Origin of the sequence: Suipraeoptans intestinalis (assembly GCF_009696485.1) — a bacterium.
GTDB lineage: Bacteria > Bacillota > Clostridia > Lachnospirales > Lachnospiraceae > Suipraeoptans > Suipraeoptans intestinalis.
Genome location: NZ_VULY01000018.1, coordinates 1,072,848 through 1,093,386, shown reverse-complemented (window position 1 = coordinate 1,093,386; position 20,539 = coordinate 1,072,848). Strand labels below are relative to the sequence as shown.

Annotated in this window: 16 protein-coding genes; 15 read left to right on the top strand and 1 reads right to left on the bottom strand. The window is 48.5% G+C overall.

Features of this window, described 5'->3' with window-relative positions; genetic code table 11:
• The first annotated feature begins 294 nt into the window (after positions 1-294).
• The 15 genes from FYJ34_RS05870 (at position 295) to FYJ34_RS05800 (ending at position 19,643) form a co-directional block, all read left to right on the top strand.
• The gene (locus FYJ34_RS05870; RefSeq protein ID WP_154477005.1) at positions 295-591 is read left to right on the top strand and encodes an HIRAN domain-containing protein; all 297 of its coding nucleotides are present in this window, start codon (positions 295-297) and stop codon (positions 589-591) included.
• Between the two features lie 542 nt (positions 592-1,133).
• Positions 1,134-1,970 carry an aldo/keto reductase gene (locus tag FYJ34_RS05865; protein WP_154477003.1) on the top strand — a complete coding sequence of 279 codons (837 nt, stop codon included), beginning with the start codon at positions 1,134-1,136 and terminating at the stop codon, positions 1,968-1,970.
• A 73-nt stretch (positions 1,971-2,043) separates the two neighbouring features.
• Positions 2,044-3,123, top strand: a complete 1,080-nt coding sequence (locus FYJ34_RS05860; RefSeq protein ID WP_173017063.1) for a glycosyltransferase family 4 protein — start codon at positions 2,044-2,046, stop codon at positions 3,121-3,123.
• Between the two features lie 48 nt (positions 3,124-3,171).
• On the top strand, positions 3,172-4,176 hold the full coding sequence (locus FYJ34_RS05855) for a helix-turn-helix transcriptional regulator (RefSeq protein WP_154476999.1): 1,005 nt from the start codon (positions 3,172-3,174) through the stop codon (positions 4,174-4,176).
• Positions 4,177-4,426: 250 nt separating this feature from the next.
• Entirely contained in the window at positions 4,427-5,110 is a 684-nt protein-coding gene (locus FYJ34_RS05850; RefSeq protein WP_154476997.1) for a TIGR00266 family protein, read from the top strand.
• A 337-nt stretch (positions 5,111-5,447) separates the two neighbouring features.
• The gene (locus tag FYJ34_RS05845) at positions 5,448-6,812 is read left to right on the top strand and encodes an extracellular solute-binding protein (protein ID WP_154476995.1); all 1,365 of its coding nucleotides are present in this window, start codon (positions 5,448-5,450) and stop codon (positions 6,810-6,812) included.
• A 20-nt stretch (positions 6,813-6,832) separates the two neighbouring features.
• Positions 6,833-8,473, top strand: coding sequence for a response regulator transcription factor (locus FYJ34_RS05840; protein ID WP_154476993.1), 1,641 nt, complete (start codon positions 6,833-6,835; stop codon positions 8,471-8,473).
• A gap of 247 nt (positions 8,474-8,720) precedes the next feature.
• Complete coding sequence (locus tag FYJ34_RS05835; RefSeq protein ID WP_206671422.1) at positions 8,721-9,071, top strand: hypothetical protein; 351 nt, start codon at positions 8,721-8,723, stop codon at positions 9,069-9,071.
• A 16-nt stretch (positions 9,072-9,087) separates the two neighbouring features.
• On the top strand, positions 9,088-9,771 hold the full coding sequence (locus FYJ34_RS05830) for a TIGR00266 family protein (RefSeq protein ID WP_154476991.1): 684 nt from the start codon (positions 9,088-9,090) through the stop codon (positions 9,769-9,771).
• 51 nt (positions 9,772-9,822) lie between these two features.
• Positions 9,823-10,554, top strand: coding sequence for a hypothetical protein (locus tag FYJ34_RS05825; protein ID WP_154476990.1), 732 nt, complete (start codon positions 9,823-9,825; stop codon positions 10,552-10,554).
• Positions 10,555-10,602: 48 nt separating this feature from the next.
• Positions 10,603-12,090, top strand: coding sequence for a hypothetical protein (locus tag FYJ34_RS05820; RefSeq protein WP_154476988.1), 1,488 nt, complete (start codon positions 10,603-10,605; stop codon positions 12,088-12,090).
• 481 nt (positions 12,091-12,571) lie between these two features.
• Positions 12,572-13,270 (top strand): response regulator transcription factor, encoded by a 699-nt coding sequence (locus FYJ34_RS05815; RefSeq protein ID WP_154476986.1) that lies wholly within the window; start codon positions 12,572-12,574, stop codon positions 13,268-13,270.
• 15 nt (positions 13,271-13,285) lie between these two features.
• On the top strand, positions 13,286-15,922 hold the full coding sequence (locus tag FYJ34_RS05810; protein WP_154476984.1) for a sensor histidine kinase: 2,637 nt from the start codon (positions 13,286-13,288) through the stop codon (positions 15,920-15,922).
• 110 nt (positions 15,923-16,032) lie between these two features.
• Positions 16,033-17,184: a class I SAM-dependent methyltransferase gene (locus FYJ34_RS05805; protein WP_154476982.1), complete on the top strand. Its 1,152-nt coding sequence runs from the start codon at positions 16,033-16,035 to the stop codon at positions 17,182-17,184.
• Positions 17,181-19,643 (top strand): hypothetical protein, encoded by a 2,463-nt coding sequence (locus tag FYJ34_RS05800; protein ID WP_154476980.1) that lies wholly within the window; start codon positions 17,181-17,183, stop codon positions 19,641-19,643. The genes FYJ34_RS05805 and FYJ34_RS05800 overlap by 4 nt, the downstream gene beginning before the upstream one ends.
• 38 nt (positions 19,644-19,681) lie before the next feature.
• On the opposite strand, the gene FYJ34_RS05795 is transcribed toward FYJ34_RS05800, so the two are convergent.
• Positions 19,682-20,176, bottom strand: a complete 495-nt coding sequence (locus FYJ34_RS05795; protein WP_154476978.1) for a QueT transporter family protein — start codon at positions 20,174-20,176, stop codon at positions 19,682-19,684.
• Between the last annotated feature and the right edge of the window lie 363 nt (positions 20,177-20,539).

Below are 20,539 nucleotides of genomic sequence, written 5' to 3'. Positions count from 1 at the left end.
GGCTTTTTTTCACTTTTTAGGTGAAAGTTTTATCAATGACAGTGATGTTCATTTATGTGCTTAAACATTCATTTATGTGACGGGGACTTTTCGAAGGTGGGGTTTTTATTGGACAGCTTATCCGGTAATCTGATCTTACCAAAAAGAAAGGAGCAGGAAGCCATGAAAGGATACAACACAGAGGACGGGTACATGGGTTACGTAAACGGAGGATACCAGTTTTTTGCAAGTGAAGCGGATTACCGGGAATGGATGGAAGATATGTAGAATATGAGAAAACAGGAGGAATTCAAAATGGAGAAATTATATGTTACATTGGCCGGAGTGCAGCACTATTATGGCTCGGATTTTTTGGAAAAAGGAACAAAGCTGACGCTGAAAAAGGAACCGGAGAACGAATACGACAAAGAAGCGATCCAGGTAACGATGGAGGGGCTTGGAAAGATTGGATATGTGGCAAACAGCCCGTATACCGTGATAGGAGAGTGTATCAGCGCAGGGCGACTGTATGACAAGATGGAAGACACAGCCAAAGCCAAAGTGATCCTGGTAACGCAAAGAGGCATAATTTGCAGAGTATACAGAAATTAGTGAAAGCACAGAAAGATTCTTGTTTCGGCGCTGATTATGTTTCGTGTGCTGCCGGCTGTTTTCAATATTTTTCTAATGCACTTTTTGAGGCGATGCTTTTTCTGACACGTTGTGGAAAGAAAGGTGGAATATGTTTTCCAACGCGCGATGAACCGTAGTGATATTGGAGAATGCCTGATCGTAATAATCGCATGGAATAGCAGGGAAGAAATTGCAATTTACGGGTATTCGCCCTATAATGAGGGAGAGAAAAGAAACGGGATACATGACAAATGCCAGGATCGTGTCTGGGGATGCAGAAATTCTGACGAAGAGGCCTTAGCGAAGAAATGAGGAAGCGGCGGAGAAAACGGAAGGGCTAAGGATGTAGAAACTCTGACGAAAAAGCCCTAGCGAAGGAGCGGGCGAAAGAACAGAGAAAAAGCGGGCAAAACATGGAATACAGGAAAGCACCTGCCGAAATCAAGGGCCGGTACGGTAGCAGGGATCCCAGAGGGGCAATGTTATGATACAAACAGAGGAAAAATAAAAGGAGCGGCGATATGAAGTGTTTTGAATTGAGCAATGGAGTGCAGATTCCGGCAATTGGATTTGGGACCTATAAGGCGGCAGAAGGAGACATGGCAGATGTGATCCGTACTGCTCTGGAGGCAGGATACCGGTATTTTGATACCGCTTCTTTTTACCAGACGGAGGAGTACATCGCAAAGGCTGTCCGTGACAGCGGAATTGACCGGAAAGAACTTGTCATTGCCACAAAGGCATGGAAAACAGAAATGGGATATGAAAATGTCAGACAGGCGTTTCATCAGTCTCTGGAAAGACTGGATACGGATTATATAGATTTGTATCTGATCCATTGGCCGCTTCGTTCCCCGGAGGACGCTGACTGGGCGCAGATAGATGCGGAAACCTGGAAGGCAATGGAAGAGCTGTACAGGGAAGGGAAAGTCCATGCCATCGGATTGAGTAATTTTTTGCCGCACCATATTGAAAACCTTCTGGGGTGCTGTGAGATCACCCCGATGCTGAACCAGCTGGAGATCCATCCGGGACATATGCAGGAAGCTGCCGTTTGCTACTGCCGTGAAAAGGGGATTTTTGTGCAGGCTTACAGACCAGTCGGACGAGGACAATTATTTGAGGATGTGCTGTTGAAACATCTGGCAGAAAAGTATGGGGTCAGCGTTCCGAAACTTTGCCTGCGCTATGAATATCAGAGAGGGTTTGCGTCGATCCCAAAGGCGTCTCAGAAAGAAAAGATGGTGGAAAATCTCAATATTTTCGATTTTGAAATTTCAAACACAGATCTGTACCAGATAGATACGATGCCGCCGCTGGGATGGTCCGGGGAGCATCCGGATCGGGAACGGGTATAAAACAATGAGTTTAGTGAAAGTGTTACAAATTGGCCCTACAGAAACATATAGTAATGGCGGGATGGCGACGGTCTTGAAAAACCTGTCAGACAGCTCTCTGCTGGCAGAAGGCTATGAGATAGATGCCTATGCTTCCTGCTGTGACGGCCCTCTTTTTAAGCGGCTTTGGCACTCCGTCAGAGCCTATCTTCGATTTTTTCGATCAGTGGAAACATACGACCTGTTTCATATACACATGGCAACCAGAGGGAGCACCTTTAGAAAAGGGTATTACATCCGATCGTTGAAAAAAAGAGGAAAAAAAGTCATTCTTCACGTGCATGGCGCAGAATACAAAGCGTTTTATGAAGGGCTTTCTCGAAGAAAAAAAGAGAGGGTGGCAAGGATCTGGAATGCCTGCGATCAGGTGCTGGTGCTGTCTGACAGCTGGTATCGCTATTTTCGTCAGAAATTTCCACTGGCGAAGATCTGTGTCATTGAAAACGGGGTGGATACGGATAAGTATGCTCCTTCTATGGTAGGACGGGGAAAGGCGGAGAATCTGCTGTTTCTTGGACGACTGGGAAAGCGAAAAGGCGCCTATGATCTGGTAGAAGCCATGGAAAGGGCTGTTCAAAGCAGGCCAAAGCTTCATCTTTTTATGGCGGGGGATGGAGACATAGAGGAGATCAAGGAGCTGATCGCAAAAAAAGGGCTTGCAGACAAGATAGAGGTATTGGGCTGGGTTTCCGGGGAGGAGCGTATCCGGTTGCTTCAGGAGGTCAGAACGCTTGTGCTGCCCTCCTACAATGAAGGGCTGCCCATGGCCATCCTGGAGGCGATGGCGGCCGGAAACAGGATCATTAGTACGACGGTGGGAGGAATTCCCGAGCTTGTGCAATCGGAACAGGGGATTCTGCTGGAACCGGGAGACGTGGAGGGACTGGCGGAGGCTTTGCTTCAGAGTAGCCACCCGTCTGCCTGGACTGCTTCAGACAGCCAGGCGAGTCGGGATCGGATAAAAGAGAAATACAGCCTGAGAAGGATGCATGAAAAGATTCGGGCTGTCTATGAATCTGTACACAATGGGCCGGAAATACTTGGAAGGGAAAGAAACTGCGAGGCAAAGACCGGCGAGACAGAAGATGGGAGGTATTCCGGACAGCGCAGGTAAGGTTTGCAGGAAGTCGGAGATCCTATAGCGAAAAAGGAGAACGTAGCCATGCCAAAGGGGGCGAATCAAAAGTTTAAATTGTACCGACTGGCGCAGATCATGCTGGAATGTACGGACGAGGAGCATTATATTACCATGCCGGAAATCTTAAAGGCTCTGGAAGCGTATGGGATCACGGCAGATCGAAAAAGTATTTATACAGATCTGAGGGATCTGGAAGTGCTGGGGCTGGAGGTAGAAGGAGAACCGATGGGCAACCGGTATCATTATCATGTGGTGGATCGTCCTTTTGAGCTGCCGGAATTAAAGCTTCTGGTAGATGCGGTACAGTCTTCCAAATTTATTACAGAAAAAAAGTCAAATGCTTTGATCCGAAAGCTGGAAAAGCTGGTCAGCAAGTTTGAAGCGCGGAAGCTTCAGGGCCAGGTATATGTTTCGGGGCGGATCAAGACCATGAACGAAAGCATCTATTATACGGTGGACGCCATTCACCATGCGATTTCTACCAACAAGAAGATTTATTTTCAATACTATCAGTGGAATGTGAAGAAGGAAATGGAACTGCGGCGCGGCGGCGACTGGTACCATATCAGCCCCTGGGGACTGTCCTGGGACGATGAGAACTATTACCTGATCGGATTTGACTCCGGCCCGCAGCAGGTCCGGCATTACCGGGTAGATAAGATGCTGCATATCCGGGCATCGGAGGAAGACAGGGAGGGGAAAAGCTGTTTTAAAAAGCTGAACATGGCGGATTACGCAAGAAAAAGCTTCGGGATGTTCGGCGGAAAAGAAGAGACGGTAAAAATATTGGTGGACAACGAGCTGGCAGGAGTGATCATGGACCGGTTTGGAAAGGATGTGCGCCTGATCCCGGTGGATGAGAAGCATTTTACGGTACAGGTGCAGGTTCATATCAGCAAACAGTTTTTAGGATGGATCTTTTCTCTGGGAGAACAGGTGAAAATCCTGTCGCCCAAGGAGGTTGCGGGACAGATGGAGCAGGAGGCCAAAAGGCTGCTTCGGCAGTATGCAGATGGAGAGGCTGAGTAACAGTACAGGTGCAGATCCGGATACACAGATACAGGTTCAAGATGCACAGAGGCAGGTCCGGATCCACAGAGGCAGGTTCAAGATGTAGGCCCAAAGGAACAAAATATTTACAAGCAAATAGTACAGCGATATAATAAAATCAATTCTGTTTTAGCGGTGAAAAGGGGAAAGCCTGCAAGGCAAGAGAGAAAGGAAGCCGTGAAAAGAAAAAGGAAAACAGAAGAAAGAACAAAGAGAGAGGAGACTTGTGATGAAAAAATATGAAATCGTAGGAGGAAATCTTCCGGTGGTCATCTGTGAGCTGAGCGCGGGGGAATGCATGATCACAGAGAGCGGAAGTATGAGCTGGATGAGTCCCAATATGAGGATGGAAACCACGTCGGGGGGCGGCATGAAAAAAATGATGGGAAGATTCCTGTCAGGAGAAGCCATGTTCCAGAATCGGTTTACGGCAGAAGGCGGAGACGGGATGATCGCATTTGCTTCCAGCTTTCCGGGAGCCATCAAAGCGCTGGATATCCGTCCGGGAAGATCCATGATCGTACAAAAAAGCGCATTTCTGGCGTCGGAGGAAGGGGTAGAATTATCCATGTACTTCCAAAAAAGGCTGGGAAAGGGGCTGTTTGGAGGAGAAGGCTTTGTCATGCAGAAGCTTAGTGGAAACGGGACAGCCTTTGTAGAAATTGACGGACATGCGGTGGAATACGATTTGAAGGCAGGACAGGAGATCGTAGTCAGCACAGGCTATCTGGCGGCAATGGAAGATACCTGTACCATGGATATCGTAGCGGTAAAAGGTGCAAAAAATATGCTGCTGGGAGGGGAAGGGATCTTCAATACAGTGGTCAGAGGACCGGGAAAAGTGATCCTGCAGACGATGCCTATCAGTAATGTGGCAGAGCTTTTGACCCCATATTTTTCTGTCGGACAATAGAAATATAGCAGAGAGAGCCTCAAGAAGACAAAAGTCTTTTTGGGGCCTTTTTTAACAGGAAACAAAGGAAGTCGCTCCACTGGCGGAAGTTACAGGAAAGAAAAAGGAAAATAAAAATTACAGAGTAAAAGAGAAAAAAGAACGACATAATCTGATTTATGAAGATAAAAATATTTACAACATCATAACACGACGATATAATAAAAAATAAGAAAGATAAACAGAAAAAAGACAAATAATTACCGGGCATACTTGATAAATGTGTGGATACTGATAGGAGGATGGAGGGCTTGGCAGTTTCCCTGCAAAAAATGCAGGGGCAAGAAGGGGGAAATGTATGAGAAAAAGAACGTGGATCTGCGGCGGAGCGGTAGCTGCTTTTTTATGTGTACTGGCGCTGACTGCCTGCCGGGAAAAAGAAAGCAGGAGAGAACCGGTCACATTGACGGTGTGGCATGTATACGGGGGACAGACAGACTCTCCGCTGAACGGGTTGATCGAGGAATTTAACGAAACGGTGGGAGTAAAGGAAGGGATCAAGCTGCAGGTGACGGTGGTGTCCAACACCAACAATATTCATGACGCCGTGCTGCGGGCAGCGAAAAAAGAACCGGGAGCCGCCAAACTGCCGGATCTGTTTATTTCTTATCCCAAAACAGTTCTGGCTATGCCGGATCCGGAATGTCTGGTGGATTACAGGGATTACTTTACGGAAAAAGAATTGGCTGCCTACATCCCGTCCTTTCTGGAAGAAGGAAAGGTGGAGGGGCGTCTTGTGGTATTTCCGGTGGCAAAGTCTACGGAGATCCTGTTTGTGGATAAGACTCTGTTTGACCGATTTGCGGCGGAGACCGGCGCAACCATAGAACAGCTGGACACCTGGGAGGGACTCTATGAAATGTCTAAAATGTACTACCAATGGACAGATGCACAGACGCCGGAGGTAGAAAGAGACGGCAAGGCGTTTTTTGTCCACGACTATCATTTCAATTACGCCCAGGTAGGGGTGGCGTCTTTGGGAGAGGACTTTTTTAACGGAGAGCAGATTGCCTATGGAGACGGATTTATGAAAATGTGGGAACCCTATGCCGATGCCGCCGTACAAGGTGGGGTATGGCTGCAGGAAGGCTACGCCACAGAGCCTCTGCGGACGGGAGACGTGATCGTCAGCGTAGCGTCCTCGGCAAGTGTTCTCTACTACGAAGATATTGTGACCTATCCGGACAATCACTCAGAGCCTATTCAGGTGGTCGCAAGACCGGTTCCCTGTTTTGCGGAGGGGGAAAAAATGGTGATGCAGCGGGGAGCAGGGTTTTGCACAGTAAAATCCACGCCGGAAAAAGAAGCTGCCGCAGTGGTCTTTTTAAAATGGCTGACAGAACCAAAAATCAATGTTCAATTTGTTACCAGCGTAGGGTATATGCCGGTGACAGAAGCAGCTTTCCAGTATCTTCCGAAGGCCATAGAAGATCTGAAAAATCCCAAATACAAGAGTCTTTATGAGGCGTTTATAGAAACACAGGCCTCTTACAGCTTTTACACGGCGCCTCAGTTGGCGTCTTATCTGGAACAGGAACAGACCTTTGAAAAAACCACCAGGAGCCAGTTGCGCTCGGCTTATTTGAAATGGCAAAAAGGAGAAGGGGACGTAGAAAAGCTGAAGAAAGAGGCGCTGCAGGAGTTGGAGGATGCGATGCCATAGGGGACAAGTGAGGAAGGACTATGAGAAACAGATGGAGAGAGTTAGGAAAGCTTCTGCGCCTTCTCAGAGATAGAAAGACTACGATGCGGGGGAGATTGATGCTTTACCTGGTCAGCCTGATCTTCGCCGCGCTGGGGATCGTTCTGCTGATGCTGGCAGCGATTGGCGGATCGCTGAAAACAAAACAGCAGATCGCCCAAACGATGGAGCAGCAACTGCAAAGCTCTTATGAAAAAGTTTCAGAAGAACTGGAAGAGTATACCGGCTATGGGCTGCAGCTTTCCAGAGGGCTGGGGCAGAACCTGGAATATCTCCTGAAAGAAAAGGGGCTGACCGTTTCGGATCTGAACGACCATCCGGAGGAACTGCTGGAAGTGCAGAAGATGCTGTACAAGGAATTGAACACCACGATCCGCCTGGGAAGGAGCAGCGGTGCATTTGCAGTCGTCAATGCGACAGTCAATACCCAGCTTCCCGGAGCGGAACAATCAAAAAGCGGAGTTTATCTGCGGCTGATCAATGTCAGCAGCAATGTGGTGCTGACTCCGGAAACGATTTTGTTTCGCGGAATGTCAGAAGTTGCGAGAGAAAACGGGCTGGAGCTGCACAATCGCTGGAACATGGAGTTTCAGACGGATGAGCTTCCCGGAAGCTGGATGGCGGCGCAAAAAACGGGACAGGAAGACTATTACTGGACCCAGAAGAGTAAGCTGAAAAATACTTGGGAGGATGTGATCCTTCTGATGATTCCCATTCGGATCAGCACCGGAGAGGTGTGCGGTGTGTGTGGGATCGAATTGAACGAGGTACATTTTAATCTGGAATATCCGGCGGAAAGCAGTTCCTACGGGTCTGCCGTGACGGTATTGGCGCCAACCGACGGAAAACGGCTGCGATTGGAAAAAGGGATGTCAGGAGATAGAGACGGTACCTGGCTGAAAAACAGTGAGTCTCTTTTCCGGGTAAAACAGAAGCAGTACTACAGTCTGTATCAGTCTTCTGACGGGGAGTATTACGGCGTACAAAAAGAGATGGAACTGCCGGGAGAAAAGGGAGAAAGGTGGGCCGCGGCGATCCTGCTTCCCCGGCAGGGGTGTGACCAGTATATCCAGAAGAGCAGGAACTATATGATGGCGGCAGCGGTGGGATTTACAGTTGTGATGCTGATCCTGGCGGGGATTCTTTCCAATAGTTTTGTGAAACCCATTGTCAGAGATTTTGAGGATATTGGGGAGGGTATGATCGCAAAAGAAGGAAAAGCCTACAGCATTGCAGAATTGGAGGAATTGTGCAAACGTCTGGCAAAGCAGAAACGTCCCCTGGAGAAAGGAGATCTGCCGCCAAATATCGCGGAACTTTTTGCGGAATTTGCAGAAAATGTAAAAAGTCTGACGCGGGCAGAGTATCATATTTTTCGATATTATCTGGAAGGGTATGAGGTGTCGCAGATACCGGGGATGGCATTTCTCAGCATGAGTACGGTAAAAAAGCACAATGGAAATATCTATAGAAAATTAAAAGTTTCTTCTAATGATGAACTGACCGTGTATTTAGACTTGTTTCGCAGGTGCGGTTGTCTGGAGCAACAGCAGTTGGGAAGTATAGAGCAGGCGGAAGAGATACGGGGAACAGGCAGAGCCGAAGAAGGGGAGCTGCCATAGGAGGATGGCTCCTGCAGGGCGGGAGAATCGTTAGAAAAAAGGGAATACACAGCAAAAAGCACAAAAATCAATTTTGGTTTTTGTGCTTTTTGCATGGTAGACCAGGTTTACTTTTTAGAAGGCTTTCTCGAAAGAAGGAAAAAGGTAGACCGGGAACCATAGATTTTCCCAGAGGCGATTTATAAAATAAAGTCATCAAGCACAAACGCGTTGACCCGGAGTCGTCAAGGAAAAAGGGGGTGAAGAAGTGCAGAGGGATTTCAAACATCTATTGAAAGACTGCTCACAGGAGGATGGCTTCCAGTTTGCCGTGACCTGTGAAAATTGCGGGAAGACCTGGAAGAGCCGGAAGATACCGTTTTCCAAGATGCATACGTCTCCTATAACAGAAGGAAAAAAAGTGGTCTATGTAGCCCTCTATGAGAGAGAAAAACAGGAAGCAGAAAGGGCGGCGTTGCAGGTGGGGGAAAGGCTGTTCAGTAGGTGTCCTATTTGCGGCAGGTGGGTGTGTGATGAGTGTTTTATGGCATGTGAAGATCTGGATATGTGCGAACAATGTGCCAGGAAACTGGGGGAAAAAGGGAGTGTTGTAGGATGAAGAAAGGAGAGTTGTTATGAAAAAGTATGAAATTTTAGGAGGAAATCTTCCGGTTGTAGTGTGCGAGCTGGGAGCCGGAGAATGTATGATCACAGAAAGTGGGAGTATGAGTTGGATGAGTCCCAACATGAAAATGGAAACCACATCGGGAGGCGGGATGAAAAAAATGATGGGAAGATTTCTGTCGGGGGAAGCCATCTTCCAGAATCGGTTTACGGCGGAAGGGGGAGACGGAATGATCGCATTTGCCTCCAGCTTTCCGGGAGCCATCAAGGCGTTGGACATCCGGATGGGAAGGTCCATGATCGTGCAGAAAAGTGCATTTCTGGCATCGGAAGCGGGAGTGGAGCTATCCATGCATTTTCAGAAAAAGCTGGGCAAGGGATTGTTCGGAGGAGAAGGTTTTGTCATGCAGAAACTGACCGGAAACGGAACAGCCTTTGTGGAAATTGACGGGCATGCAGTGGAATATGAACTAAAAGCAGGGCAGGAGATCGTGGTCAGCACAGGCTATCTGGCAGCCATGGAGGATACCTGCACGATGGATGTGGTTGCGGTAAAAGGAGCAAAAAATATGCTGCTGGGCGGAGAAGGAGTCTTTAATACGGTAGTAAAAGGACCTGGAAAGGTCATCCTGCAAACCATGCCTATCAGCAACGTGGCAGAACTTTTGACTCCATATTTTTCCGGTGGAAAATAGGCAGAGCGCAGAAGCTGGGTAGAAGCTGAAAAAAAGAAAGGGAGTGCGTATATGAAAAAGAAGGTCAGTATGATATTGGTGATAGCGATGGTGATCAGCATGGCAGGGCTAACTGCCTGCGGAGGAGGAAAACAGGGGAAAAAGAGTCCTTATGAAGGGAAATGGGTAGCGATCCTGGGAGAAATGATAGGCGTGCAGGTGTCAGTAGAAGAATCTTTCGGCGGCAAATTTGAGTTTGTGGCAAAAAGCGGTGGGAAAGCAGATGTGACCATCGGAAAAGACAAGGGAAAAGGGAAGTGGTCGGTAGACGGGGATAAGTTTACCCTGACCATTGAGGGAGAAAAGATGGAAGGAACCTTGGGGAAAGACAGTATCACCTTTGAGAATATGATGGGGATGGGAGTCAAGGTCATTTTTGCCAAGGACGGAACGGATGCCATGGATCCCTCTCTGTACATGGGCGAAGAAGAAAAAGCCATGCTGGGCGAGTGGATGTCAGACAGCGTGGAGGAAATATTGGGAGACGGTCCCCAGACCACCATGGAAGGTGTGGAGAACATCAACGACGGGCTGCGACTGAATTTTAAGAAAGATCACCAGGTATCCGTGATCTATAAAGGACAGGAGATAGGAGATTTCAAATGGTCCGTTGCGCTGGGCTACTGTACCATTGAGACAGAGGAACCGGCCATTTATGTGACGATCCTGGAAGATCAGACATTGGAAGTTTCCTACAGTAATGCAGATGATTATTACACCTTCCACTGTATTAAGAGCTCTTAATACGCGTCCAGCAGGGAAAATAGAAGTAGAAAAACGAGGAGGGATTTTATGAAACAGATCAAACGGTGTCTGTGGTGGGCTGTCCTGATCCTGTGTCTGATCCTGCCGGTAGCATGCAGTCAGAAAAAGGAAACGGAACAGAAGGATTCGGCAAAGCAGACAAAAAAAGAATGGAAAGACAGAGAAAAAGTAGAGGCAGGAGTTTTTACCGTGTATTATCCAAAAGGATGGAAGTACGATAAAGAGGAACTGAAAAAGGAGAAAGGGTATGGAAATCTCCTGCTATATGATGGCAGCACCCGGGAGGAGTCCGATGTGCGCATCCGCATTACAGGAGAAAAGGAAGAAGCGATCACCTTTCGGAAAAAACTTGCGGAATGGAAAGTAGATCTAAGGGAGTATGCCGATGGAAAGGTAAAAGGGATTTCGGCAGGAAATGCAGAATTTGCAAGGGCGTCCTCGGAGCAGAACGACACAGACGTCTATCTGTATCGACATGAAAAGACGGGAGTTTCCTACCGGATCGAGGTGTCCGGAGATAAGGAAAACAAAAAGATCAAGAAACTGATAGAAGGAATCGTGATTAGCGACAAGGGAGAGAAAAACAAAGAAGCGCCGTGGCCCTGGGACGGGAAAGCCTTCCAGCCAAAGTTGTCTGAGCAGATGGTGGGAAGCTATACCATTCAGCCGGAATACATTCCGTTTGACGGAAAAGAGGGAACACAGGAGATCATGAAGCATAAATTTGTGCATCAGAACGGAAAATTGTTCCATCTGCTTGGAAACAAGCTGACTACCTACGAATATAAAGAAAAGGGACTGGTAAAGGAAGATTCCCTGGAGCTGGAAACAGACTATGAATATCTGTCCACAGATAACAGTGGAATGCTGTATGTGGCGCAGGGTGTGTTCGAGGTGATTGGCATAAAAGACGGAAAGCAGGCAATGCAGACGACCATCAAGGGGGATCTTAATATGCATCCTTCCGGAGAATGGGGGATCAGCTTCTGGGTCAACAGCGACCCCATGAAGGTCACCAATAAGAGCGGGGCACTGACAGCAGAACCATGGATCTTAAGCGGATTGAATGATGATGCCAGCAGGCAGGGACCGTTCCAGATGCTGGACGATGTGCAGATTACAGAAAATTATATTATGGTAGCAGGAAAGAAGAAAGCGGCAGACAGTGATGAGACGGAAACCAAGATCATCGTATACGATTATGAAGGCAATCAGGTAGTGGAGTTGGGAGGAGAGCAGAGCAGCGATCCGGATAGGCTGGGATACATTACCGGCATGGCAGAGACAGGAAATGGATTTGTGGCAACCGACGGAAATATGAGAAGGATCCATTTCTGGGCGAAGGACGGGACGTCGGTAGGCTCCATCGAAACGTCAAAAATCTTCGGAACCAGTTATCCGTGGCTGGAAGATATGCAGAAACTGGAGGATGGATCTTTGCTGCTTCTGGTAACACAGGAAAGAGAGGATGGGTCAGCAAATGAACTGATGCTGTTCCGGCTGACCGGGTTCTAGGACGGTTCGGAAAAAGAAGCCGGCGGTAAACAGCGGATAACAAGCGAAAGCCAGAGAAAGGCCGGCTGACGGCAAGTGACTGTGAAGACGTAAAAATATCGCTGTAAAAACGTGTTCACAGAGACAAGAGGTAGGAAACAGGGTATTTTGTGAAAGCGGTATGGGATCCGGGGAGATTTCCGGGGACAGGGAGAACCGACAGAAAGAAAATCCCCTGTTTCTTTTTGTGCCTTCGTGCAGAAGTGGCAGGACAAAGCGTAAGTATCTGTGAGAGGTAGGCCGTCATGGCGAATCCCGAAAGGTATCGTTTGCGATCTCAGAACCGGGCATCATGGTAGGGAAAGGAGGCTGTCATGGCGAAGCCCGAAAGATATCGTTTACGATCCGGCAGACAGAAAAACTCATAATATATTAAGAATTTTACCCGGAGACTCTTAAAAATTGGCTGATATTCTTGTATAGTATGGAGGGGGTGAAGACGATGGAAAGAATTTTAGTATGTGACGATGATAAAGAAATTGTGGAAGCCATCGATATCTATCTGGAGCAGGAAGGCTTTCAGGTGATCAAGGCATATGATGGAGAGGAAGCGGTAAAAATCCTGAAGAAAGAACAGGTGTCTCTTCTGATCATAGATATTATGATGCCAAGGCTGGACGGAATCCGGGCCACCCTGAAGATCCGGGAGGAAAATAATATTCCGATTATTATCCTGTCTGCAAAATCAGAAGATGCCGATAAGATCCTGGGACTAAATGTGGGGGCGGATGATTACGTGACAAAGCCCTTTAACCCGCTGGAGCTGGTAGCCAGAGTCAAGTCGCAGCTGCGGCGCTACACAAAGCTGGGAAGCACCCTGTCAGAGACGGGGTCGGAGGTGTATACGACGGGCGGACTGTCTATCAACGATGCGCTAAAGGAGGTTACGGTAGAGGGAGAGCCGGTCAAGCTGACTCCACTGGAATATAATATCTTGCTGCTTCTGGTAAAAAATCAGGGCAGGGTTTTCTCCATTGACCAGATTTATGAAAATATATGGAACGAGGAGGCGATCGGCGTGGACAATACGGTAGCGGTCCACATTCGCCATATTCGGGAAAAGATAGAAATCAATCCCAAGGAGCCCAGATACCTGAAAGTGGTTTGGGGAGTAGGCTACAAGATTGAAAAGTATTCATAGAAAGCGGGGAGCTACATGAAAAAGAAATGGTATTGCAGCGGGATCACAAAAGGCCTTTTGATCCTGACTGCGCATGCGCTGGCGGTGATTTTGGCCCTGGATCTGTTTTTGCTGGCATCCTATCCGGAGCTGTTTCGGGAATGGCTGACGGGCAGGCCGGCAAAAACCTACGAAAACAGCGTGAGTTTTGGAGATACGGTGGAGCAGTCTGCCAGAGAGCTCCTGGACGGCGTGGCGATGCAGGAGAAATTTGGCGGAGAAAACGTCAAAGAATCCACGGATGTGATCGATGTGAAGGCCTATGTGGAGGAGGGAGTGCCAAAGCCGGAGGAATCCAGCGGGCTGGAATACCGCCTGAGTGATCTTTACCAGTGGGGAGACCAGTGGGAGAAGGAAGGGGAGGACAGTCTGGATCCCGGAGCAGCTCCGCCGCCTATCGTGGTATGTCAGAAACAAGGAGGCGGGTATCGGTACTTCTGGTACGAGAACTTTGCAGAGGAGATCAAGTCCGGGAATCTCCAGTTTGTGGAAGCGAAGGAGATGGGAGGAGATGACTTTGTAGATCAGGTTCTGGTGGATCTGAAACGGGGAAATGTGCAGAAAGACAACGAAATGACAACTTCCGTGATCCAGGACAAAGAAGGCAAGGTGGTCTATACCAATTTCTGGAGCTATGACGGACTATGGATCCAGGAGAAGTATCCGCCGCAGGGAAAAGCAGATATTCTGGAGATCGCCAATGAAAACCCGGATTGGAACGGAAAACTGGAGACGGCCTACCAGTTGGTCCGCAGTGCTGCCTACCAGGTGAAGATGGAGGCGGATTCTGCAGCGGTACTGGAAGAAAGCTACCGGGAAGGGGATACCAATCTGGCGTATCTGTATTGTAATTTTACTGCAGGTACGGTCAAAACAAACCGGACAGGCTTTGAAAACGCTGACAACTGGAAAGAAAGCCTGAAACAGATTCGGAAGATGGGGCGGTTTGTGATCGTAACCGACCGGCTGGAAGAATTTGAAACCAATATCAAACGGACGCAGGCATCCGGGTGGAGAGCCATGCTGACGGGACTTAGCGGCAAGACCGGAAATGACCTGCTGGCCATTGGAGTGGACACCCACTATCCGATCCAGGACAAATTTTACCAGGAAAGCCGTCTGTTTGGAAAATACGGACATCTGGGAAATACATTACTGCTCTCGGGCTGCATCGCTTCCGTCCTCTTTTTAGGCATCCTGATCTGGCTGACAACGGTGGCCGGAAGAAAGCCGGAGGATGACGATCTGCACTATATTTTTCTGGATCGCCTTCCGATAGAGATTCTATTGGCCGGATTTTTTCTGGGAACGCTTTTGATCACCGCGCCGGTATTGGAAATGGGAGGAATCAGTGGCTCTTATTATCCGGAGCAGGGAGAAAGCATTTCTCAAATCTATTACAGCCTGATTCCGGAAATGGTGGTCATGGCGATGGGAGCGGTGGCTCTTTGCGGATGGTTCTTTGTGACCTACCTGAGTATCGTCAGGAAGATCAAGGGAAAACAGGTGTGGAGAAACAGCGTGACCGGAAGACTTTGCCGGTTTACGAGGACTCTGTTTAGAAATCTGAATCAGGTATGGAAGACGATCCTGCTGTTTCTGGGATTCATACTGATGCACTGGATCATCATTGCCGGAGGAATTTACCAGGGAACCCTGGTGCTGCTAATCATGGAAGGGGCTGTGTTTGTCTATCTGATCAGAAGAGAGCTGAGCCGGAAAAAGATCCAGAAGGGGATCCAGGAGATCGCAGAAGGAAAAGTAAGCTACAAGGTTCCGCTGGAGGGACTGAAAGGAGATATGCTAAGGACAGCAGAGCAGGTCAATGCCATCGGGAACGGGTTTGATACGGCGCTGGAAGAAAATCTGAAAAACGAGAGGATGAAGACAGAGCTGATCACGAATGTTTCCCACGATATTAAGACACCGTTGACTTCCATCATCAATTATGCGGGACTTTTGAAGAAAGAGAAATTTGAAGATCCCAAGATACAAAAATACCTGGATATCATTGAAGAAAAGTCGCAGAGACTGAAGACCATTACGGAGGATGTGGTAGAAGCATCCAAGGCCAGCTCGGGGAATATCACGCTAGAGTGTATGAATATCAATCTGGTGGAAATGATCCAGCAGGTAAGCGGAGAATTTGAAGAACGCTTTCAGGAGAGGCGGATGGAAGAGGTATTGTGCCTTCCGGAGAAGGAAACGGTGGTGTATGTAGACGGACGACGGATGTGGCGGGTACTGGAAAATATTTACAGCAATGTGACCAAATATGGGATGGAAGGGACAAGGGTCTACACGGATCTGAAGATCCAGGGTGGAAACCAGGCGGTGTTCTGCCTGAAGAATGTGTCCCGAAATCCTCTGAACATTCCGGCGGAGGAGCTGACGGAACGGTTTATCCGGGGAGATATCTCCCGAAGTACGGAAGGAAGCGGACTGGGACTTTCTATTGCCAAATCGCTGACAGAATTGCAGGGAGGAACCTTCGATGTGTATGTGGACGGAGATTTGTTCAAGGTGACCATACGTTTCCCTCTTCAGGCCAGGAGAATGCCCTGCCGGGAGGAAGAAAGCCCTTCTCCTGAAAAAGAAGCAGGGAAAGCATAACGCAGGGAAACGAGAAGGAAAGGAAACAGAAAAATGCGGGTGTTTGTGACGATACAGGGCACAAATGCCCGCTTGCGTTTCAGGGGAAAAAACAGTACAATGAATCTGCTATGGAGAGATTAAAAAAAGTATTGGAAGAACAACTGAATATGGATTTTGCAGGGGCAGTGATCAGCGGTCCCAGAAAAAAAGGCGGGATAGAAAAGCAAAGGATCAGACCCTTGATGAAAAAGGGAGAACTATGCTTTCAGATAGAAACCTTCCGAAATCATCAGGCATTTCACCAGAATCTTTCAAAGGAAGAGACCATTCTGGCGATCCTGGAGGGGATGCGGGAGATGAAACAGCTACAGATAGAGACCAGACAGTGGAGAATCACCGTCCTGGCAGGGAAAAAGGGAACGCTTACCATCAAAAAGAAGGCGGTACAGAGCAAAACAGAAATTACCAGGGAACATAACCGGAAGAAACGGTATATCCTGGAAGAAGGAGATGCAGTTCCGTTTCTTTTAGACTTGGGAGTGCTGACAAAAGAAGGCAGGATCGTTCGCTCCCGCATGGATAAGTTCCGCCAGATCAACCGGTATCTGGAGTTTGTGGAGGATGTTTTGCCGGCGCTGGATAAGGAAAGGGAAGTGACGATCCTGGATTTTGGATGCGGGAAATCGTATCTGAGCTTTGCCATGTATTACTATCTGCGGGAAAAGATGGGATATGATGTGAGGATCATCGGATTGGATCTGAAAAAAGAGGTGATAGACCACTGCAACCGTCTGGCGGAAGCGTATGGATATGAGAAGTTGCAGTTTCAGCACGGAAATATCGCAGATTATACCGGGGAGAGGAAGATTGATATGGTGGTCAGCCTGCACGCCTGTGATACGGCGACGGACTTTGCGCTGCAGAAGGCGGTGGAATGGGAAGCGGATGTGATCCTGGCAGTTCCCTGCTGTCAGCATGAATTAAACGGACAGATCCGGAATGAGACGCTGGCACCTGTATTAAAATATGGACTGATCAAAGAACGGATCGCGGCGCTTGTGACGGACGCACTGCGGGCAGAGCATCTGGAGGCCTGCGGCTACGAGGCTCAGATCCTGGAGTTTATCGAAATGGAGCACACGCCCAAAAATATTCTGATCCGGGCCGTTCGGACGGGGCATATCAAAAAGGATCAAAAAGCTCTGGAAAACTGTGAAGCGGCTCTTCATGTGACCCCTTCCATTGCAGGGCTTCTGAAAGAAAGGCAGAGAATGCTATGAGCAGAAAAAAACGACTGACCCATGGAGCGATACTTGCAGGAGTATTTATCCTGGCGGTTCTTGTGTTCGAATATTTTACCAATAAGGGAAACGACAACATGACGGCGGATATGGGGGCGGCCACATACCCGCAGGTTACGTTTTCCTACAACGGGTATGGGCTGAATACGTTGCCCGGCTATGCTTCAAAGAGAGATCTGACGGCGATCCGGGAGACGGTGACGCCTGTCAAAGATGGAAAGCTGGACGTTCGGATAGAGCCTTACGAGGCAAAGATCCAGCGCGTCAGTTACACCGTGTATTCTCTGGATGGAAAAGAAAAACGCCAGAAAGGATCCATAGAATCCCCCGGGGTCAAATTTCAGGTCAAACTGGAGGAAGAATGGAAGGAACAGGATGGCTGGCTGGAAATGGTCTTCCATGTAAAGGGAGATAAAGACGTGTTTTATTATACACGACTGACGCCGGAGGCGGGGAAATCGGTGAGTGAAAGCCTGGATTACATCCGGGATTTTCATGAGAATGCACTGGAAAAGGGAGAGGACCAGGGGATCGGAACGGCGATAGAGCCTTCGGAGGATGCGGACAACACCACCTTCCAAAAGGTCACCATCGAATCCGACTTTGACCATGTGACATGGGGAGGCTTAAAGCCTCAGGTGGAGCAGGGAGAACGCTGGAACGTAAAAGAGATCACTTCCTCCTATGTGGCGGTGCAGCTGGAATACCGTGTAAGGTGTAAGGGAGAAGAAAATGAAACCGACCTGTATCAGGTGACAGAATTTTTCAAGGTCAGACACGCAGCAGGAACGTCGGACACATACCTTTTGGATTATGACAGAGAAATGGAACAGGTATTTGACGCGACCCGTCATGTGCTAAATGAGAAGGGAATCCAGTTGGGGATCACCTCTGACGATATTTCCTATGGCGTCAACCAGGATGGCTCCATCGTGTCCTTTGTGGAAGCAAATGAGCTTTGGAATTACAATAAAAATACAGATGAGCTGGCGCTGGTGTTCAGCTTTTCTTCGGCAGAGAGCAAGGATATCCGGAACCTGACGCCCCATCACAGCGTGCAGATCCTGGATGTGGAAGAGGATGGAGATACCGTTTTTTCCGTTTCCGGATATATGAACCGGGGAGAGCACGAAGGAGAGACCGGACTTGCCGTATATGTGTACGATATCCGAAAAAACTCGGTGGAGGAGCAGGCGTTTTTGTCCACCGATACATCGGGGGAGGCAGCGGAACATGAGCTGTCAGATGTCTTTTATTACAACCGGAGCAAAAAGCTTCTGTATGTGATCTCTGACGGAACCCTGTATCAGTTCAACCTGAAGACAGGGGGAGAAAAGGCTCTGGCGGAAGGACTGAAGGAAGGGGAATGGGTTCTGTCCCGGGAAGCCGGCATGGCGGCCTACCGTTCCCCGAAAAAAGGAGAAGCTCTGATGATCGTGCGGGATCTGAAAGAGAACCGCTTCTGGACCATAGAAGATCCAAAGGGAGAGATCCGATATCCGCTGGGATTTGTCCAAAGAGACTTTGTCTGTGGAGTGGCAAAGGAGGAGGAAAAGGGAATGCTTCTTTCCGGAGAAGAGATCCTTCCCATGTATAAGCTGGAGATCCAGAACGAAAAAGAAGAATTGAAAAAAACGTACCAGCAGGAAGGGACGTATGTGCGAAAAGCCGTCTTTTCCGAGAATATGATCACGCTGGAGCGGGTAAAAAACAGCGGGAATTATTATGTGGCGGACAGCTCGGACTATATCACCAATAATGCGGAAAAGAAGGAGAGCAATATTCAACTGACCAGCTATCAGACGGAACTGAAAGAAACGCAGTGGCGGTTGACGTATGAGAATGGAATTTCCGATAAGGATCCTAAATTCCTCAATCCCAAACAGGTTCTGTATGAAAACCCGGTGGTAATGGAAGTAGGAAAGCAGACAGAAGAATCGAAAAAAGAGGATGTAACACCGACAGATCGGTATTTTGTATACGGAAAGGGAAAACTGCAGGGCATCTTTGAGCAGGCAGGAGAAGCCGTTTTGGCAGCGGAAAAAGAAAAAGGACTGGCGGTAGATTCCTACCAGCAGGTCCTGTGGGCAGACGGCAGCTATGAAGCCGGATATCAGGTGTTTGGAAGGGAAGCGGACGAGGCTGCCCTGGTGGAAAAACTGCAAGAAGGAGAACTTCCGCTGCAGGCGGCAAAGGCTTTAAAGGGAGGAAGAGAGATGGATCTTTCCGGATGCAGCCTGGAACAGTTACTGTATCTGGTGGGACAGAACCGCCTGATCCTGGCGATCCTGGGAGAGAAGGAAACCATCCTGATGACCGGCTACGGCAGCGGGCAGATTTTCTATACCGATGGGAAAACAGGGGAAGAAAAAACCATGACGTTTGAAGACTTTCGTCAGTCTGCAAACGCCATGGGAAATGTCAGTATAGGGCTTTGATCTTCCGAATCAGAAGAGCAAAGAGAGCTGCCGGCATACTAGCAGGCAAGATCCCCAAAGATCGTGGATCGATGGCGATGGAGTACAAAATACAGCGCCATTCCCAGGATTCCGCAGGAGATCAGTTCTCCGATCCCTACCGTCAGCATCATAAGAGGAATGGGAAGCAGGATTCCGTATCCAAACCGCAGGATGAAAGGAACCACAAGCGCGTTGACCAGAACAGGGGGGGCCGGTGCCAGAAAGGGAGATCTGTTTCGCAGCACATAGGTCAGAAAGGCGGCCGCCAGGGTGGCAAGGCTGCCAAACAGGATATCCGGCAAAGCGGCTCCGCCAAGGATGTTTCCGATGAGACATCCCACAAACAGGCCGGGAATGGCGGCGGGCGTGAAGGCGGGCAGGATGGTCAGAGCCTCTGCCAGCCGAACCTGGATCTCCTGAAAAGAAAAAGGAGCAAACACAAGGGTCAGCACCACATAGAGGGCTGCGATCATAGCAGCCTGCGTCAGAAAGATTACATTTTTTTGTTTCATAGCAATTCTCCTTTAGTTTTGTTTTACGAGTGGAAGGTCGCGAACACTCGATTCATTTTACGACGGAAATCGTCGAAAAGCCCTTAAGACCTTGTTTTTGGGGCTTTTAGTAGCGATTGGAAGTATAGCATGATAGCGGTGGAAAATCAAGGTGTGGCAATGCTGTTCTGTGCACAAGACAGAAACAAGTCGGAAAGGTTTTAAAATGAAGGGGAGGTATCCTGGTTATTATCGATGGAATACTATCCTGCAAGGACAGTGACGGGAGACGTGCAGGGTCATATCTGCCAGAAAAATTTCAGACTTCCCTAAAAAATGGTGACAGGAATCGTCATCAGTGATAGAATATAGAGGATCAGAAAG

Coding starts and splice junctions, on each gene's coding strand:
- FYJ34_RS05870 (WP_154477005.1), top strand. CDS start 295: ATGGAGAAATTATATGTTACATTGGCCGGAGTGCAGCACTATTATGGC.
- FYJ34_RS05865 (WP_154477003.1), top strand. CDS start 1,134: ATGAAGTGTTTTGAATTGAGCAATGGAGTGCAGATTCCGGCAATTGGA.
- FYJ34_RS05855 (WP_154476999.1), top strand. CDS start 3,172: ATGCCAAAGGGGGCGAATCAAAAGTTTAAATTGTACCGACTGGCGCAG.
- FYJ34_RS05850 (WP_154476997.1), top strand. CDS start 4,427: ATGAAAAAATATGAAATCGTAGGAGGAAATCTTCCGGTGGTCATCTGT.
- FYJ34_RS05845 (WP_154476995.1), top strand. CDS start 5,448: ATGAGAAAAAGAACGTGGATCTGCGGCGGAGCGGTAGCTGCTTTTTTA.
- FYJ34_RS05840 (WP_154476993.1), top strand. CDS start 6,833: ATGAGAAACAGATGGAGAGAGTTAGGAAAGCTTCTGCGCCTTCTCAGA.
- FYJ34_RS05830 (WP_154476991.1), top strand. CDS start 9,088: ATGAAAAAGTATGAAATTTTAGGAGGAAATCTTCCGGTTGTAGTGTGC.
- FYJ34_RS05825 (WP_154476990.1), top strand. CDS start 9,823: ATGAAAAAGAAGGTCAGTATGATATTGGTGATAGCGATGGTGATCAGC.
- FYJ34_RS05820 (WP_154476988.1), top strand. CDS start 10,603: ATGAAACAGATCAAACGGTGTCTGTGGTGGGCTGTCCTGATCCTGTGT.
- FYJ34_RS05815 (WP_154476986.1), top strand. CDS start 12,572: ATGGAAAGAATTTTAGTATGTGACGATGATAAAGAAATTGTGGAAGCC.
- FYJ34_RS05810 (WP_154476984.1), top strand. CDS start 13,286: ATGAAAAAGAAATGGTATTGCAGCGGGATCACAAAAGGCCTTTTGATC.
- FYJ34_RS05805 (WP_154476982.1), top strand. CDS start 16,033: ATGGAGAGATTAAAAAAAGTATTGGAAGAACAACTGAATATGGATTTT.
- FYJ34_RS05800 (WP_154476980.1), top strand. CDS start 17,181: ATGAGCAGAAAAAAACGACTGACCCATGGAGCGATACTTGCAGGAGTA.
- FYJ34_RS05795 (WP_154476978.1), bottom strand. CDS start 20,176: ATGAAACAAAAAAATGTAATCTTTCTGACGCAGGCTGCTATGATCGCA.